This window comes from Mesorhizobium sp. M0030 (assembly GCF_040323695.1).
In the GTDB taxonomy this organism is placed as follows: Bacteria; Pseudomonadota; Alphaproteobacteria; order Rhizobiales; family Rhizobiaceae; genus Mesorhizobium.
Genome location: NZ_JAMYVE010000012.1, coordinates 72,910 through 89,030 on the forward strand (window position 1 = coordinate 72,910; position 16,121 = coordinate 89,030).

A 16,121-nucleotide genomic window follows, 5' to 3' on the forward strand; every position below is an offset into this window, starting at 1 on the left:
CGCTTAGCGGGGAGGTGTTGCGAGCCAAGCGCCCGCAACACCAATTGCTCCAGAGAGTCCGCCTCCCTTCAGAGGGTGACCGCCATGCCAAGTTTTTCCACCGTGTTGTCGGCGGTGGCGCCAGGCAGTTTCAAGAACTCGGTGTAGAAGCCCTTCTGCGAATCCACACCCAGTCGGTCGGTCGTCTCGTTCCACTCGGCGGCCGCCGTTTCAAGCGACGCCTTCGGATCCGCACCAGCCCACACCGCCGTGCACATGCGATCGATGCTCAAGAAGTAGTCCTGCGCGCCTGGCATGATCGGGTCGAGCAGACCGACGTTTGCCGAGTTGTTGAGGTTGGCAAGGTACTCCTTGGCACTCGGGAAGAGCGCGCCGTAGAGCTCGGACTTGAAGTGCGAGATGCGGTACGGGTCGCGTAACGCGTAGGGCAGCATGCAACGTGCCAGCGAGACGGGTGGCGAGCATACCCACTGCATGAACAGATACGCCGCCTCAGGGTTGGGCGAGTCGGCCGACAGTGCCTTGTTGTAGCCGGTGGCATGTTCCGGATTTCCCGGAACCACGGCATAGCCGACCTTGCCGGCGATCTGGGACTGCGGAATGAAGTTGATTGCCGTGGCCGACTGCGAATAGTTCGCCGCCATACGGCCGCTAGGAGGCCAGGAATAGATCATCGCGACTTTGCCGGTCAGGAAAGCCGCCCACAAGGAGACGGCGTCGAGCTCGTTGTTGCCGGGGATCGAGGCCTTGTTTGCGGCGAGCATGTTTGTCAGCGTCTTGATGCCGGCATCCGAAACCAAACCTGCCTTCATGTCGTCGCCGAAGAGTTTTCCGCCGTTGGCCCGGTACTGCTGCAGAAAGTCGAACTGATTGCCGGGGCTGCCCGCCTTGCGGAAATGTCCCGCGCCATAGACCTTTGGCGCCATCTGGTCGGTGATGAACTGGGCGATCTGGGCATATTCTTCCCATGTCTTGGGCGGTCCAAGCTTGGCGTTGAACTTCGCCTGGTAAGCCTCCACCATTTTAGGATCCTCGAAAATGTCCTTGCGGTAGTAGAGAGCGAACATGTCGCCGTCGTCGAAGAACCCCCAGATCTTGCCCTTGTAGGTCGGCAGCGCCTTGTACAGGGGATGATAGTCCTCGAGGTCTGCCGGGTTCATGTATTTGGCGATGTAGTCGTCTAGAGGGGCGATGACGCCGCCATCGGCAAGCGACGGCGTCCAGGCCGGCGAGATGTCGAGGACGTCATAGGCACCTGAGCCGGCGATGTGCTCGGCGACCGCCTTGGAGTACTGGTCCGGGTTCGACAGCTCGACGACATTCGACTTCATCCCGGTAAGCTGCTCCCACATCGGCCCACTGAAATTGCGCGGGTCGAGTGCCTGCAGGCCAGCCTCGTAGGTCATGTTGAGGGTGACGCCCGAATGCGCCTTGGCCGCCTCCGCCGCGCGAAAGGCGGAACCGTCCGCAGGCCCTTCCTTCGATGCTTTCAGGGCTGCGGCCTGCGCCTGGCCGAGCGGCGACGTGGCGTCCGCCAATTCCAATGTTTGCTGCGCCAGCGCCCAATCGGTCATTGTCCCCAGCAGCGGGCCGGACACGGCCAACATACCGGTCATCTGACCGAAGCGGGTGATGAAAGTTCGGCGGGTGGTTTCGCCGCGCATGAAGGCGTCGACCTCTGCTTCGAGGCCTGCCTGAAAGTCACGTTTTTCACGATCGTTCATAGTGCTTGGTCCTCCCATTTTCCTTTTGCTTCACTCGTCCGCCGGCGCAGCGGTCAAGCATTTCCTCCCGTAAGGTCGCCGCAAAGAGGCCGCGGCGGCGCGCCGAAAATCAGTGTCCTCCTAGGTTCCAAAGCGGGCGGCGAGCCCAGACAGCCTGGTCTTCCACAGCTCGCTCGAAAGCACCTCGCGATTGACCACGCCGCGCGGCTCGCGACCACGCTGCACCTCCATTACCGCTTTGACGTCCGCGGCACCGTTGCCGGCAAAGCACTGGTCGGTCCAGCAAAGCGCGTGCGGCGCCAGGATGACATTGTCGAATTTGAGGATCGCATCGTCTGCCTCGGGAGGCTCTTGTTCCAGCACGTCGAGACCGGCGCCGGCGATGCGGCGCTCCTGCAGCGCTTGCGTCAGCGCTTTCTGGTCGACGATCGGGCCGCGCGCGGTGTTGATCAGGTAAGCTGTCGGCTTCATCAGGGCGATCCGCTCGGCATTGACGATGTGGTGGGTCTGGGGCGACAGGGGGCAACTCACCGACAGCACGTCGGCGCGGCGAAACAGATCCTCCAGCCCGACCAGCTCGACACCCAGGTCGGCAGCGACCCCCTTGTCGGCAAACGGGTCATGGGCAATGAATTGCATGTCAAAGGGCTTCGCCAAGCGGAAGACCTCGGCACCGATATTGCCGATGCCCAGCGACCCAAGCGTACGCCCGACGAGGCCGACCCCCATATGTTCGGAGCGCTTCTCAAAACCAACAGACCCTTTGCGGGTGAGCGCGTCCTTTGTCAGCAGCTTGCCGGTCAGCGCCAGCATGAAGGTGATGACGGATACGGCGACGGGCCGTCGCACGCCATCGGGCGTGATGACCAAGGCAATACCGGCTGCGGTGCATGCCTCAAGGTCGACAGTGTCGTAGCCGACCCCGAAGCGGGCAATGACGGCCAGGCGGCGGCTCCTGGGGACACTCGTGGCATCGAAACGATGGGCGAGGAGGATCAGCGCATCGAAATCCTCAAGTTGGTCGGCGCGAAGCGGACTGTTTGACTCCAGGAACACCATCTCGACACCTGTCGCATTGCGCAGCGGCTCCAGATCGAAATCTGGGTAGGTCGGCGAGCCGTCCGGCTTGCGGAAATCACCGGAAAGCGCCACCCTGAATTCTACGCCGTCCATCGTCTCCTCCGCTCCTATTGGCACCCGGCCCGGATCTTGGAAACCGCGTCGGCGATCGCGTCGTGCAGGACCCAAACGTCGCCTGAATAACAAATGAAATCGAAGCCCTGTGCGTAGAACTCGTGTCCCTGGGCGACGTTGGGCACCAAGCGTCCAAGCGATTTGTTGTGCTTTTTGGCGGCGGCAACGATTTTGGCCATTGCAGCAGTGAAAGTGGGGTGGGCGAAGTCGCCAGGAATGCCGAGCGAGACGGACAGATCGAAATGTCCGACCCAAAGACAATCAACCCCGTCCAGTCCCGCGATGCCGTCAATGTTCTTGACGCCGTCGGCGGTCTCGATCAGGCAGATGAACGTGGAGCGCTTGTTGGCGGCCTCGAATTTATCAGCGACCGAGCCTGGGCGGTAGCGGTCATGAGCGATCTGCAGCGCCACACCGCGGGCGCCGGCAGGGTGGTACTTCATGGAGTTGATGATGTGCTGCGCCTGTTCGACGCTGCTCACCATCGGCGCGATCAGGCCTTCGGCGCCCATGTCCATGGCGCGGGCGAGGAAATGGTAGTCCTGCGACGGCACACGCACCATGACCGGCAGATCGGCCGCCTCGAAATAACGGATCGCACTCTTCAGCGTTTCCAAGCTAAATCCCGAATGCTCCATGTCGAAAAAGACGAAATCGCAGCCAGCTGACTTCAGGATGTGACCGATTCCCGGCGTGGCGAACTCGGCGACGAGCGTGCCGAGCTTGACCCGCTTGTGAGAAACTAACGCCCTGAGACTTGGCTCCGACATGCACTTCCTCCCGTTCGCCCCAATGGGCCAATCCGCCTATGTTCGCCTCAATGCGTGGCTTCAAGAACGAGGTCGCAGGTCGTCACCAACTTGGTCACGACGAGCGGCGCGCTCTGCGTATTGAATTCGTCGAAATGAGCGGTGCGGCAGTGGTCCTCGAATGCGGCCTCGCTATCGTAAATCTCATAGAGCAGGACCCGATCCAGTTCGCCGCGCGCCTCCGTCACGTCAAAGCGGCGGCAGCCGGGCTCGGTGCGCATCGAGGCGGTCGCATTGGCGTCGACAAGTTCTCGGAATCTGTCCCGGGCACCAGGCCTCAGGCGGAAATCGACCCAGACGACAAATCCGGTCATCACTTGGGCCTCGCAAGTTGCAGATACCGCTTGGCCACATATTCGAGATGGCTGCGCATGGCCGCCTCTGACGCGTCTGGATCGCGCGCGGCGACGGCCTCGAAGATTTCGCGATGAGCCTGGTAAGCCTTGCGGTCTTCACCCTTGGCCAATGTGGTGCGACGCTGTTCGAGCAACCATTCAGCCAACGCCGCGTGAATAGCTGTAAAGATCCGATTGCGGGTGATTACCGCCAGCACGTAATGGAAGTCTACGTCCGTGCGCTCGAAGCGCGCCAGGTCGCCGATTGATTGACGGTTGAGTTCGAGCGCCTCCTTGAGGCTCTCAATGTCTTCCGGGGTAGCATGCACAGCGGCGTTGCGGGCAAGGCCGACCTCGAAAAACAACCGCGCGCTCTGGAAGTCGTGAACCCCTCCCGGCGCCGAAATCATGTGCCGAGCCGGCCCTGAAAGGGCGTCGATCACGAATTGAGGAGTGGGTCGAGTGACGCGGGCACGCTCCCCCGATTTTACCTCGACAAGGCCCATTTTGCTCAGATGCAGCAGCGCCTCACGGATGGAAGGCCGCCCTACCCCGAACTGCCGCATGAGTTCCCGTTCAGATGGGAGACGGTCGGCTTCGGCCAACTCTCCCTCTCGGATCATCCGCTCGAGGTGCGCTGCCACCTCGTCCGAAAGCTTCCGCTGTTTGATCAGAACTCCGATCATGTGGCATACCTGTTATACCAATCAGGTACGTTATGATCCCATAGCACCCCTTGTCAACGAGATCTAAGCATCCGGTGGCCGGGCCCTTAAAGCACTCCGTCGTTGTCGAGGCGTCCTTTGCGACGCCTTCAATGTCTTCACGAAGATTTCAGTAACTTGAGGGAGAGCGAGCACAATCTGCTCGGTGTTCCGATCGGGAACGGTCTTCGAACCCTGGGTCGGTGGTCAGTTTGAACCTGCGGTGTGGACCCCAGGAGTGCCACCGGGCCGTGTGCTGGCCGAGACCTACCCAACCGCCTGCTTATGAGCAGGGACATGAGCCCTCGATGGCAAGTAGACCTCGACCTGAGCAAGATCAGCGAATGGAAGCGGGTTCACAGCCGAGGCGGAAAACGCGAACTCTCGCTGCTGGACCCCTTTGGCAATACGCCTGCTCCATCTCGTAATCTTTTTCCCCGCCGCAATGTCGCAAAGGAAGGGATTGTCGGGTTAGTCCCCTCTACGCTCCAGAGCGCTCGTCACGTTGTGCTCATCCTTGTGCGGTTGGCGGCCGCCGCTTGAGGATGCGCATTTGAAACTGTCTCAAGATCATTTTAGTCCTGAGGGGCCTCAGGCGGGGGCGCTTGCCATTTAGTTATCGTCACCTGCGCATGTCGAACCCGTACTCGGCGCCAATCTACGCGCTGGCCAGTTTGCGACATGTGGTTTCGGCGATCCGCTTTCAGTGCGACGATCATGCTGGACGGCTGATATGAGGCGCGTTCCCGCCTGGCAGCTTAGGGGCAGCAAGCAGGACGTCGGCTTTCTTGCCTCGACCTGGCCTAAGCAGTCATTCAATTCGTGGCCTCAAGCAGCTCGTCCACGCTCCTCCTGACGCGGCGTGCCATCCAGCCGATCTCGGGCTGATGTGCGTGGACGGCAGTCGTCCTTTGACCACCGCTTCTGGCGGCGCCGATTGGCGAGCCGCCTCGCCATCATTAGCTATGGAACGGAAAAGAAACCATTCAGCATCAGACTACCGCTTTTCGACGCACCTTTTCGAATATGTCGGAACGAGCGCTTGTCGCGCAGCCCACGATGCCCCCCATTGGTGAACCGGTTCCATGAAGAGTCTGACAATACGCCACCGCATCCTCGTCAGTTTCGCAGCCGTTCTGGTGGTCATGTCCGTGATAGCCCTCATCGCGTACGCCTGGTTTCTTCAGGCGGGGGAGGAGGCGACTGAGGTCGAGAAGGGCATCCTTCCGGACCTTTATCACAGTACCGAGATCATGACGGGCCAGATGGCGGCCCATAGTCTGCTTCAGGAATATGCCCTTCAGGACAACCCGTCAGACAGAAGCACGGTTGCAAACGCGATCACGACCAATCGCAACCAGGTGCAGCGGTCGATGGACGACTATGAGGCAACGATCGTCTCCGATATCGACAAGCAGAATTATGCAGCCGTCAAACAACTCGCCAACCAATTCCGTCTGGCTGAAACTGCTGTGCTGGAAACAAGCCGGGCTGCCTTGTCGAAAGGTGAAACTCCCAATGAAAGCCCAGCTATCAAGAACGAAGTAGAGCCGATCTTTGTAAAATTGCAGTCCGCTCTGCAGGCCATGGTTGAGGATCACAGAGGCGAGGCAAACAGCGCGACGCAGCGGATCAGCTCGATCGTCAGAACGGCCGAAGTCGGTTTGAGCGTTGGCTTGTTGATAGCCCTCGGGCTAGCCCTTCTTTTGGGTTACCAGCTGTTTCGCGCCATTACAGGTCCGCTCACCCGTTTGGTCGACGCGGTTCAATTGATGCGGCAAGGCGACTTCAGCGAACGGCTCGATCTGAGGCGCCGAGACGAATTCAGCGTGCTTGCCGACGGCTTCAACGCAATGGCGGACGATCTCACAACCCTCATTGGTCAGGTTCAAAGGTCCAGCATACAGGTCGGCACGTCGATAACTGAGATCGCCGCCACCTCCAAGCAACAGCAGGCAACTGCGACTGAAATCGCAGCGACCACAACAGAAATCCGAGCGACAGCCAAGGAAATCTCCGCCACATCAAACGAACTGGTCCGCACGATGAACGAGGTCTCCACAGTTGCCGAACAAACCGCTGCCGTGGCTGGCGGGGGGCAAGCGGGGCTGACCCGTATGGAAGAAACCATGCAGCAGGTCATGGAAGCGGCTGGCGCGATCAATTCCAAACTGGCGATCCTGAGCGAGAAAGCCGGCAGCATCAATCAGGTGGTGACGACCATCACCAAAGTGGCCGATCAGACGAACCTGTTGTCGCTCAACGCTTCCATCGAGGCGGAGAAGGCAGGCCAATATGGCCGGGGTTTTGCAGTGGTGGCGACGGAAATCCGAAGGCTCGCGGACCAGACAGCTGTCTCCACCTACGATATCGAGCAAATGGTCAAGGACATCCAGTCGGCAGTCGCGGCCGGGGTGATGGGCATGGACAAGTTTTCCGAGCAGGTCCGTCGGGGTATGCAGGACATCCAGCAGGTCGGCGGGCAACTCTTCGAGATCATTCAGCAGGTTCAGGGGCTGGTGCCACGTTTCGAAGTCGCCAATGAAGGCATGCAAGCACAGGCGACCGGCGCGGGGCAGATCAGCGACACGCTAACCCAGCTAAGCGAGGCAGCTCAGCAAACAGTCGAGTCCCTTCAGCAATCGACGCTCGCGATCGACGAGCTCAATCAAGTCTCAGGCGGCATGCGAAGTAGCATATCGAGGTTCAAGCTACGAGCATAGCGAGCCGGCAGTAGGAGGTGACAATGCTATTCCTCGCCTTCAGCATGGGTCCGGATCGCTACTTGATCGATGTCCACAAAATGGAAGAGGTGCTGCCCTATATCGACGTGAAAGTTCTTCCGGGTGCGCCAACTGGTGTGGTGGGTTTGGTCAGCTATAACGGAATACCCATCCCCCTGATCGATGTCACCCTTCTTGCGCTTGGCCGACCATCGGAGCGCCTGTTGAGCACCCGGATCGTTGTGACGCGCTATCCGGCGGATGATGGCGAGCGACGCCTGCTGGGGCTGATCGCGGAACGGGTGACGGATACGATCGAGCGAGACCCGGCCGATTTCGCGCCGTTCGGACTGGAACCAGGAACCCCGCCCTATCTTGGGCCGGTGGCTTCCGATGGTTTGGAGATCATTCAGTGGGTCAAAGTGGAAGCGCTGCTTTCGGAAGAGATTCGTACCGCTTTGCTCCGCCAGGCGGCAATAGGTGATCAATGACCGGAGCAATAGAAAAGCTCCTGACGGAAACCATTGGACTGGACAGTGCCAGCGTTGGTCCGACAGTGGTTCGTCAGGCGGTCAGAGAACGGATGGAAGCATGCCGGATAACCAACCCTCAGGCCTATAGGCAACACTTGGCCGGTTCCTCGCAGGAGCTGCAGGAGCTGATCAATGCGGTGGTGATCCCAGAGACCTGGTTCTTTCGCGACCGAGAAGCGTTCACGATGCTGGCGCGGCATGCGCGCGCGCACAAGCCTGCTCAGCCGATAAGAATCCTGAGCCTGCCATGTTCAACCGGCGAAGAGGCTTACTCGGTCGCCATGGCCATGTTCGATGCCGGCTTTGAGGCGCATGAGTTCAAGATCGATGGCGTGGACGTCAGCAGCCGCAATATCGCGACGGCTGAACACGCCATCTATGGCCGCAATTCGTTTCGCGGCAGCCATTTAGAATTCAAGGATCGCTATTTCGAAGCGGCCGAGGGCGGGTTGCGGCCTGTTGCTGGGGTGCTGAAACAGGTTCGGTTCATGGTAGGAAACTTGTTCGGTTCTCACGCGCCTTTCGGGCAAGAGGTCTATGACATCCTGCTTTGCCGCAATTTGCTGATCTATTTCAATCGAGAGCTGCAGGATCGCGCATTGATCTGCCTGAAGGACCTGCTGGCCAAAGACGGACTTCTTCTGGTCGGTCCGGCGGAAGCAGCTCTTCCAAGGGTGCATGGCTTTCTTTCCGCTGAATGGCCATTGGCCTTCGCCTTTCTGAAATCGGAGCCCGTCAAGACCACGGCGCCGAAGGTTTCGGCCGCCGTCCCGGTGCGGACGCCAAGCCCTAAGGTCAACAAGAGCGAGCCTCTTCGTCCGTTCCGACCGACAAGTGGCAATGAAGGCCGCGGGCAGGCTCCGGCCAAGCCGCTTGCACGCGCCTCGGAAAGCCTCATCGCGGTTGAACGGATCGCCAATGCAGGACGCGTAAAGGAGGCACAGGAGGTCGCCCTGGCGCATCTCAGGGAGTTCGGTCCTTCCGCAGAAATCTTCTACCTGCTGGGCCTCGTCCAGGATGCGGATGGTTCTGCACCCGAAGCCGCGCAAAGTTATCGCAAGGCGCTCTATCTCGCGCCAAATCATCGAGAAGCTCTTGTCCATCTGGCCTTGCTGCTTAGCAAGCAAGGCGACCATAACGGCGCCGAGGCGCTGGCCGGCCGGCTGGGTCGGGTCCAGAAAAGGAGCGGCAGTTGATGGCGGCTTCGACAAGGATCGCTCAGCCGGTGGAGGAGATCGAAATCAACGACTGCTGGCGGCAAATAGGCGTACGGGGTGACAAGTCATGTCCGCTACTAGAGCAGCATCTCCACTGCCGCAATTGCCCGACCTACAAGAAGATCGCACGACGCCTCCTCGACCGTGCAGCTCCCTCGGCATCTCGCGACGAATGGCCTGACAAGGCTGGTCGTGCAGGGATCGATTCGGCAGACAGCGACGCGCTGCAGACGGCCGTTCTCTTCCGTTTGGGGGAGGAATGGCTGGCACTTCCGGTCGGTATTTTTCATGAAGTGGCTGAATCTCGTCGCGTTCATTCACTTCCACATCGCAGGAACAGTGCACTGCTCGGCATTGCGAATGTCCGTGGTGAATTGCTTATTTGCCTGTCCCTGGCCGAATTGCTCGGGATAGACGAGCGCAAGGAAGGGGAACAAGGCACACGAACCAAGGTATTTCGCCGCCTTGTCGTGGTAGGCGAGCGCGACAAGCGGGTTGCTTTTATGGTTGATGAGATCCACGGCTTACATCGGTACCAGGAACGCGACACTCTCGCTGTTCCGGCCATGATTGGCAAGGCACTGTCGGCCGCTACGGTTGCCGTGCTGCCATGGCAAGGACGAGCCGTTGGCTGTCTCGATCCACGACAACTGCTCACGATGCTGGATCGGAGCATCGCATGACAGATGAAGACTTCAGCCAGGTTTCGATGCTCAGCCTCTTCCAGGCCGAACTGGAGACGCAGTCACGGGCTCTGACCTCTGGACTTCTGGCACTCGAACGCGATCCTATCGCCGCCGACGCCCTGGAAGCATGCATGCGTGCCGCGCATTCCCTGAAAGGAGCTGCCCGCATCATCGACCTGATGCCCGCAGTCAAAGTTGCAAATGCGATGGAAGACTGCCTGGTCGCAGCGCAACGCGGGCATCTGAGGGTGCGACGGGAGCATATAGACGCGCTTCTGCAAGGTTCTGACCTTTTGAAATTGATCGCATCGGGATCATCGAGCGAAAGCGCCAACTCAGAAGTCGAAACCTTTCTCGCGAAGTTCGAGGGGTTGTCCCTCCCCCAGGCAAAGCCCGGGCCCCAAGATTCTGCAGCTGATTTCGCAACTCCAGATCATGCCCAGGAGCAACTGGCGACGACCTCTTCAGCGAACCTCCTCGTTGGGGCGGTGCCGCAAGCCCACGGCAGCATCAGCTCTGATAGAATGGTTCGGGTGACGGCAGACAGCCTGAACCGATTGCTCGGGCTGGCTGGCGAGTCGCTGATGGAAGCTCGGCGGCTCAGGCCATTCGCTGACGGGCTGCTACGGCTGAAGCGACTTCAATCGGACCTCGCAAGTGCATTCGACAATCTTCATGCAGTGCTGCCGCCGGTTTCAAACGATGCGGCGGTGGTGGAGGCGCTGGCTGAAGCGCAGCGAAAGCTTCGGTTGAGCCAAGCGTTCCTGGCGGAGCGTTTCGATGAGTTGGATTCAGTGGATCGGAAAGCGACCGATCTTGCCAACAGATTGTACGACGAAACGTTGGCGAGCCGGATGCGGCCTTTTGAGGACGGCGTGCGACACTATGCGAGAATGATCCGCGACCTCGGTCGTACCCTTGGCAAGCGGGTGCGACTGGAGATCGTAGGCGGCTCGACCGGCATCGACCGCGATATCCTCGAGCAGCTCGATGCCCCTTTGGGGCACCTTCTGCGCAACGCTGTAGACCATGGGCTTGAACCGCCTGAGGAGCGCCTCGCGATGGGCAAACCCGAAGAGGGGCTCATCAGGCTCGAAGCGAGGCACAATGCCGGGCTGCTGCAGATAGCCGTGGTGGACGACGGCAGGGGGATAGAGCTCTCGAAGCTGCGCGAGGCCGTCGTCGCCCGGCAACTTGCAACCAGGGAAAGTGCTGAAACACTCAGCGAAAGCGAATTGCTCGCGTTTCTGTTTCTGCCAGGCTTTTCCATGAAAGCGGGCCTTACCGACGTCTCAGGTCGCGGTGTGGGGCTCGATGCAGTGCAAGCCATGACGAAGGAAGTCCGGGGAGTCGCAAGCGTCTCCTCAGAATTTGGCCACGGAACCCGATTTCAACTGCAATTGCCGCTGACACTGTCGGTCCTCCGCACGCTGCTCGTCGATGTCGATGGAGAGCCCTATGCTTTTCCACTCGCTGCCATTTCCAAGACTTTGAAACTGCAACGGACGGAGATCAACGTCCTGCAGGGCCGGCCGCATTTTCGATTGAACGATCGACAGATCGGGCTGGTCACCGCTCGCGAGGTGCTCGATCGAGGTGAGCCCGGATCGGAACCGAACGAACTATCGGTCGTCGTCGTGGATGCGGGTCGGGGCGATGCGTACGGCCTGATCGTTGACCGTTTTCTCGGGGAACGCGAGTTAGTGATCAGACCTCTCGATCCACGGTTTGCCAAGATCAAGGACATCAGCGCAGCGGCCCTGATGGAAGACGGTTCGCCTGTTCTGATCTTCGACGTCGACGATCTGATCCGATCGGTGGAAAAGCTTGCATCGTCCAGCGGATTTCGAGCTCTTCGGCGCGCCGCGGGCGGTCCCGAAGCGAGCAGGCGCAAGCGCGTGCTCGTGATTGACGATTCACTGACGGTTCGCGAACTCCAGCGCAAGATGCTCGGCAATTACGGTTATGAGGTCGAAGTGGCGGTAGACGGCATGGACGGGTGGAATGCCGTCCGGTCTGGTCCTTTCGATCTCGTCGTCACCGACATCGACATGCCTCGCATGGATGGCATCGAGCTGGTGAGTTTGATCAGAAAGGATGCTGATCTCAAGAACACACCCATTATGATCGTTTCATACAAGGATCGGGAAGAAGATCGCGCGCGCGGGCTCGACGCAGGTGCGGACTATTATCTGACCAAGAGTAGTTTTCAGGACGAGGCGCTGATCCATGCCGTCGTGGACATGATTGGCGAGGCGGCTGAATGAGATCGAGATTGGAAGCCAGCGAATGAGAATCGGCGTAGTTAACGACATGCCGATGGCGGTTGAACTTCTGCGTCGACTGGTTCTGTTGACCGGCGAACATCAGGTCGCGTGGATCGCGACTAATGGGCGTGAGGCGGTCGAGGTCTGCAGACGTGATCTGCCGGATCTGATACTCATGGATCTAGCGATGCCAGAGATGGACGGCGTGGAAGCGACCCGCAGAATCATGGCGGAAACCCCGTGCTCAATCTTGCTGGTGACCGCCAGTATCGAAGCCAACCTCGCCGGCGTCTACGAAGCAATGGGTCATGGCGCGCTTGACGCAGTCGATATTCCGTCAGTGGGCATTGAAGGCAACGCGTCCTCGCAATCCGCCCGGCTTTTGACGAACAAGATACTAACGATAGGCAAGCTGATCGGTGATGCGCCTACCCAGGCAAAAAGGCGGATGTCACGTGCGGCTGAGCCGTCAACTCGACGCCTGATAGCAATCGGCGCCTCTGCGGGCGGGCCGGCTGCCGTTGCCGCAGTCCTGAGCGCGTTTCCCGTTGATTTTGGCGGCGCGATTGTGCTCGTCCAGCATCTCGATGCTCAGTTCGTTCCAGGCCTTGTTGATTGGCTAGGGCAGCATACGCGTCTCCCGATCCGTCCGGCGGGGGAAAGGGATAGCCCTCAAGCGGGCACCGTTCTCGTTGCCAGTTCTGCGGATCATCTGGTTTTCAAGTCAGCTCAGCAACTTGGCTATACGCCCAGCCCCAAGGACAATGTTTATCGGCCGTCCGTAGATGTGTTCTTCGAAAGTGCGGCGCAATGGTGGCCTGGCCCGGTGATTGGTGTTCTGCTCACAGGCATGGGCAGGGATGGTGCGCGCGGGCTGAGACAGCTCCGTGACAAGGGGCATCTCACAATCGCGCAGGATAGAGCAACCAGTGCCGTCTATGGCATGCCGAAGGCCGCCGCCGACATCGGCGCGGCTGTTGATATTCTTCCTTTGGGTGCGATCGGCTCACGTATAATCGAAGCCTGCGAGCGCTCCACGTGAAAGGCCCCTTCCGATGACGCAAGAACCAGAGTTGGTCCCGCCACTCGCAGATAACTATTCATCCATGGTTCTGCTCATCGATGATCAGATCATGGTTTGCGAGGCGGTCAGGCGCGCTCTAGCCAACGAGCCCGATATTTCCTTACACTTCTGCACCGACCCGTTGAGAGCGATGACGGTCGCGGATGAGGTAAAGCCAACCGTTATCCTGCAGGATCTCGTGATGCCAGGGGTCGATGGGCTGCATCTGGTGCGAGAATACAGGAAGCATGCGTCGACACGCGCGGTGCCAGTCATTGTGCTGTCGAGCAAGGAAGATCCAGCCACCAAGGGCGAAGCCTTCGCTGCGGGCGCGAACGACTATCTCGTCAAACTGCCGGATCGTATCGAGTTGATTGCACGCATTCGATATCACACGCGGGCCTATCTGGATCACGTCCAGCGAGACTCGGCACACCGAGCGCTGAGGGAAAGCCAGCGACAGCTGATCAGTGCAAATCTAGAGCTTGAACGTCTGACGCGGATCGATGGCCTGACGGGTCTCGGCAACAGGCGCTATTTTGACGAATATCTGGCGGCTGAATGGAAACGCGCTTTTCGCGCACAGTCCCCACTGTCGCTGTTGATGATCGATGCCGACAACTTCAAACGATACAACGATACCTATGGCCATATGGCCGGCGACGATGTGCTCAAGCAAATCGCCCGCGTAATCCAGAGCGGTTCCGGCCGCTCCACCGATCTCGCTGCGCGGTACGGAGGCGAAGAGTTCGTCATCGTGTTGGTCGACACTATACTGGAACAATCCAGTGCGATCGCCGAGCGGCTCGTCCAGAGCGTGCGGGAGTTGAACATACCCCACGGCCCGGATCGCGTGACCATCAGCGTCGGCGTCGCAACAGCGGTGCCCACCGAGAACGAGACGCCAAACGATTTCGTCAATGCCGCCGATTTGGCTCTGTTTCGTGCCAAATCGGAAGGACGAAATCGTGTTGCGCTTCATATGTCCCGCAGCTAGAGAAGCTCACATCTCAGTCAACGAAGCGCGCCCTGTTCGATTTGAGGACGACCTTGGCAAAGTCGGGCATCTCGAGACCTTGCCGCACCAGGCCATCAAGAGTTTTCTCAGCCGCCCTGATGGCGGAGAGCCGGGCCAGCACAGTCTCAGCCTCCAGGCGAGGCACCACGGCGACACCGTCGCGGTCGCCGACCAGTATGTCTCCCGGCGAGATAGTCACTCCTCCCAACACCACCGGGAATCCGACCGTGCCTGGACCATTTCGCGCAGGCGAATTCGCAATGACCCCGGCACAGTAAACCGGCAACCCGACCGCCTCGATCCCGACAACGTCGCGCACCAGGCCGTCAGTGATGAAGCCGGCGACCCCCTTGTTGCGCGCCATGCCGAGCACGAGATCGCCAGTTACCGCGGTACCGGCAAAGCTGTCGGTGGCCGCGACGATGACATCGCCACTTGCTGCGGCATCCAGTGCTCCAAACAGGGCGAGGTTGTCGGCGGGACCGCAGTGACAGGTCACGGCGACGCCGACCATCGTCGCAGTAGCTGGCGACAGTGGCTTGATCGCATAATGCAAGGCGCCGCGTCCCCCCATCGCGTCTACGACCTGGCTAACCGGCACGCCCGCAAAAGCACTGATGATTTCTGCTGCGGGCCGTTCGAAACGGCGCTTGATGGTGAGCAGTGGTGGGTCTTCAATCATGTAGCGGCCCCATTCCCTGAACGAACGAAATACAGTCCGGCCCGAGGTCGCGCAGGCTCCGCGCGCCCATCAGTCCCATGACGCGGTCGATCTCCTTGCGGTAGAGTTCGAGCACGTGGCGTACCCCCTCCTCGCCGGCGACCGCGAGCCCCCACAACTGCGGCCGCCCGATCAGACAGCACGAGGCGCCGAGCGCCAGGGCCTTGACGACGTCAGAGCCTCGCCTGATGCCGCCGTCGATAAGCACTGGTACGCGGCCGGCGACAGCCGCGACAACCGCCGTCAACGCGTCCAGGGATGCGGCGGCGCCGTCAAGCTGACGTCCCCCATGATTGGATACGATGATGCCGTCGATTCCTCGGGCTACAGCCTCGGCGGCTTCGCTGGGATGCAGGACGCCTTTCAGCAACAACGGTCCGGACCAGACAGTGCGCAGCCAGTCGACATCGGCCCAGGAGAGTCCGGGATCGAGCATTGCGGCCATTCGGCCCGCCAATGCACCGACCGTCGCCGTATCTCCGGGGCGCGCGTAGTTGCCGAAAGTCAGTTTCGGGAGTCGGGTGCGCATACGAAGAAGCCACGCCGCCTTGGTGGCGGCCGCGAGGGTTCCGGCCACACCGAAGCGCGGCGGGATGGCAAAACCGTTGCGGATGTCGCGTTCACGGTTGCCAAGCATCTGGTTATCAATGGTGAGCACCAGCGCGTCGTAGCTTGAGGCACGCGCCCGATCCACCATTTCTCGGGTGAAGCCGCGATCGGTATAGACGAACACCTGCATCCACCGTGGGCTACTTCCGGTGGCTGCTATATCCTCCAGCGTGCAGACCGATCCGTGGCTGGCGCAGTAGAATGTCCCTGCGGCCGCTGCGGCTCGGGCGGCTGCGCGCTCGCCGTCGGGCCAGAACAGCCCAGCCAGGCCGGTTGGCGCTATGCCCAGCGGGATGGCAAGTTTCGCGCCGAAGAGGTCAAGGGAAAGGTCTCGCGTCGTTGCACCGTTGAGTGGTCGCGGCAGAATGGCAACCTCGTTAAAAGCTTGCTCGTTCCGGCGCAGCGTTCGCTCATCCTCGGCACCGCCATCGGCGAAGTCGAACACCGGGCGTGGCAAAGTCCGCCGCGCGGCGACGCGGACCGCGGCCACGCTGTACAGGCACTTCAACGCCGCCATC

At 60.2% G+C, this 16,121-nt stretch carries 14 protein-coding genes; 7 read left to right on the forward strand and 7 right to left on the reverse strand.

Going from position 1 to position 16,121, the window contains the following annotated elements; all coding sequences use genetic code 11:
- Positions 1-68: 68 nt before the first annotated feature.
- The 5 genes from NKJ80_RS22750 to nanR form a co-directional block, all read right to left on the reverse strand.
- Positions 69-1,724 carry an extracellular solute-binding protein gene (locus NKJ80_RS22750; protein ID WP_023734092.1) on the reverse strand — a complete coding sequence of 552 codons (1,656 nt, stop codon included), beginning with the start codon at positions 1,722-1,724 and terminating at the stop codon, positions 69-71.
- 120 nt (positions 1,725-1,844) lie between these two features.
- Positions 1,845-2,897 (reverse strand): NAD(P)-dependent oxidoreductase, encoded by a 1,053-nt coding sequence (locus tag NKJ80_RS22755; protein ID WP_352498349.1) that lies wholly within the window; start codon positions 2,895-2,897, stop codon positions 1,845-1,847.
- 14 nt (positions 2,898-2,911) lie between these two features.
- Positions 2,912-3,688: an HpcH/HpaI aldolase family protein gene (locus NKJ80_RS22760; protein ID WP_352498350.1), complete on the reverse strand. Its 777-nt coding sequence runs from the start codon at positions 3,686-3,688 to the stop codon at positions 2,912-2,914.
- A 47-nt stretch (positions 3,689-3,735) separates the two neighbouring features.
- Positions 3,736-4,041, reverse strand: coding sequence for a putative quinol monooxygenase (locus NKJ80_RS22765; protein WP_352498351.1), 306 nt, complete (start codon positions 4,039-4,041; stop codon positions 3,736-3,738).
- A complete protein-coding gene (gene nanR, locus NKJ80_RS22770; RefSeq protein ID WP_023734096.1) occupies positions 4,041-4,748 on the reverse strand; it encodes a transcriptional regulator NanR in 708 nt (235 codons plus the stop codon). The genes NKJ80_RS22765 and nanR overlap by 1 nt, the downstream gene beginning before the upstream one ends.
- Before the next feature lie 1,103 nt (positions 4,749-5,851).
- Here nanR and NKJ80_RS22775 point away from each other — a divergent pair.
- The 7 genes from NKJ80_RS22775 (at position 5,852) to NKJ80_RS22805 (ending at position 14,252) form a co-directional block, all read left to right on the forward strand.
- Positions 5,852-7,489, forward strand: a complete 1,638-nt coding sequence (locus NKJ80_RS22775; RefSeq protein WP_023705668.1) for a methyl-accepting chemotaxis protein — start codon at positions 5,852-5,854, stop codon at positions 7,487-7,489.
- 23 nt (positions 7,490-7,512) lie between these two features.
- Positions 7,513-7,980: a chemotaxis protein CheW gene (locus NKJ80_RS22780; protein WP_352498352.1), complete on the forward strand. Its 468-nt coding sequence runs from the start codon at positions 7,513-7,515 to the stop codon at positions 7,978-7,980.
- Positions 7,977-9,218, forward strand: coding sequence for a CheR family methyltransferase (locus tag NKJ80_RS22785; RefSeq protein ID WP_023705670.1), 1,242 nt, complete (start codon positions 7,977-7,979; stop codon positions 9,216-9,218). The genes NKJ80_RS22780 and NKJ80_RS22785 overlap by 4 nt, the downstream gene beginning before the upstream one ends.
- A complete protein-coding gene (locus tag NKJ80_RS22790; protein ID WP_023705671.1) occupies positions 9,218-9,922 on the forward strand; it encodes a chemotaxis protein CheW in 705 nt (234 codons plus the stop codon). The genes NKJ80_RS22785 and NKJ80_RS22790 overlap by 1 nt, the downstream gene beginning before the upstream one ends.
- Positions 9,919-12,192, forward strand: a complete 2,274-nt coding sequence (locus tag NKJ80_RS22795; RefSeq protein ID WP_023705672.1) for a hybrid sensor histidine kinase/response regulator — start codon at positions 9,919-9,921, stop codon at positions 12,190-12,192. The genes NKJ80_RS22790 and NKJ80_RS22795 overlap by 4 nt, the downstream gene beginning before the upstream one ends.
- A gap of 22 nt (positions 12,193-12,214) precedes the next feature.
- Positions 12,215-13,234 carry a chemotaxis response regulator protein-glutamate methylesterase gene (locus tag NKJ80_RS22800; RefSeq protein WP_023705673.1) on the forward strand — a complete coding sequence of 340 codons (1,020 nt, stop codon included), beginning with the start codon at positions 12,215-12,217 and terminating at the stop codon, positions 13,232-13,234.
- Positions 13,235-13,298: 64 nt separating this feature from the next.
- Complete coding sequence (locus tag NKJ80_RS22805) at positions 13,299-14,252, forward strand: response regulator (RefSeq protein WP_023669440.1); 954 nt, start codon at positions 13,299-13,301, stop codon at positions 14,250-14,252.
- Between the two features lie 13 nt (positions 14,253-14,265).
- On the opposite strand, the gene NKJ80_RS22810 is transcribed toward NKJ80_RS22805, so the two are convergent.
- Together NKJ80_RS22810 and NKJ80_RS22815 are read right to left on the reverse strand one after the other, a co-directional pair.
- On the reverse strand, positions 14,266-14,955 hold the full coding sequence (locus tag NKJ80_RS22810; protein WP_023682289.1) for an RraA family protein: 690 nt from the start codon (positions 14,953-14,955) through the stop codon (positions 14,266-14,268).
- Positions 14,948-16,120 carry an alpha-hydroxy acid oxidase gene (locus NKJ80_RS22815; RefSeq protein WP_023724766.1) on the reverse strand — a complete coding sequence of 391 codons (1,173 nt, stop codon included), beginning with the start codon at positions 16,118-16,120 and terminating at the stop codon, positions 14,948-14,950. The genes NKJ80_RS22810 and NKJ80_RS22815 overlap by 8 nt, the downstream gene beginning before the upstream one ends.
- Between the last annotated feature and the right edge of the window lies 1 nt (position 16,121).

Excerpts from the sequence above, each read along its gene's own strand:
- NKJ80_RS22750 (WP_023734092.1), bottom strand. The coding sequence starts at position 1,724 with ATGAACGATCGTGAAAAACGTGACTTTCAGGCAGGCCTCGAAGCAGAG.
- NKJ80_RS22755 (WP_352498349.1), bottom strand. The coding sequence starts at position 2,897 with ATGGACGGCGTAGAATTCAGGGTGGCGCTTTCCGGTGATTTCCGCAAG.
- NKJ80_RS22760 (WP_352498350.1), bottom strand. The coding sequence starts at position 3,688 with ATGTCGGAGCCAAGTCTCAGGGCGTTAGTTTCTCACAAGCGGGTCAAG.
- NKJ80_RS22765 (WP_352498351.1), bottom strand. The coding sequence starts at position 4,041 with ATGACCGGATTTGTCGTCTGGGTCGATTTCCGCCTGAGGCCTGGTGCC.
- nanR (WP_023734096.1), bottom strand. The coding sequence starts at position 4,748 with ATGATCGGAGTTCTGATCAAACAGCGGAAGCTTTCGGACGAGGTGGCA.
- NKJ80_RS22775 (WP_023705668.1), top strand. The coding sequence starts at position 5,852 with ATGAAGAGTCTGACAATACGCCACCGCATCCTCGTCAGTTTCGCAGCC.
- NKJ80_RS22780 (WP_352498352.1), top strand. The coding sequence starts at position 7,513 with ATGCTATTCCTCGCCTTCAGCATGGGTCCGGATCGCTACTTGATCGAT.
- NKJ80_RS22785 (WP_023705670.1), top strand. The coding sequence starts at position 7,977 with ATGACCGGAGCAATAGAAAAGCTCCTGACGGAAACCATTGGACTGGAC.
- NKJ80_RS22790 (WP_023705671.1), top strand. The coding sequence starts at position 9,218 with ATGGCGGCTTCGACAAGGATCGCTCAGCCGGTGGAGGAGATCGAAATC.
- NKJ80_RS22795 (WP_023705672.1), top strand. The coding sequence starts at position 9,919 with ATGACAGATGAAGACTTCAGCCAGGTTTCGATGCTCAGCCTCTTCCAG.
- NKJ80_RS22800 (WP_023705673.1), top strand. The coding sequence starts at position 12,215 with ATGAGAATCGGCGTAGTTAACGACATGCCGATGGCGGTTGAACTTCTG.
- NKJ80_RS22805 (WP_023669440.1), top strand. The coding sequence starts at position 13,299 with ATGGTTCTGCTCATCGATGATCAGATCATGGTTTGCGAGGCGGTCAGG.
- NKJ80_RS22810 (WP_023682289.1), bottom strand. The coding sequence starts at position 14,955 with ATGATTGAAGACCCACCACTGCTCACCATCAAGCGCCGTTTCGAACGG.
- NKJ80_RS22815 (WP_023724766.1), bottom strand. The coding sequence starts at position 16,120 with ATGGCGGCGTTGAAGTGCCTGTACAGCGTGGCCGCGGTCCGCGTCGCC.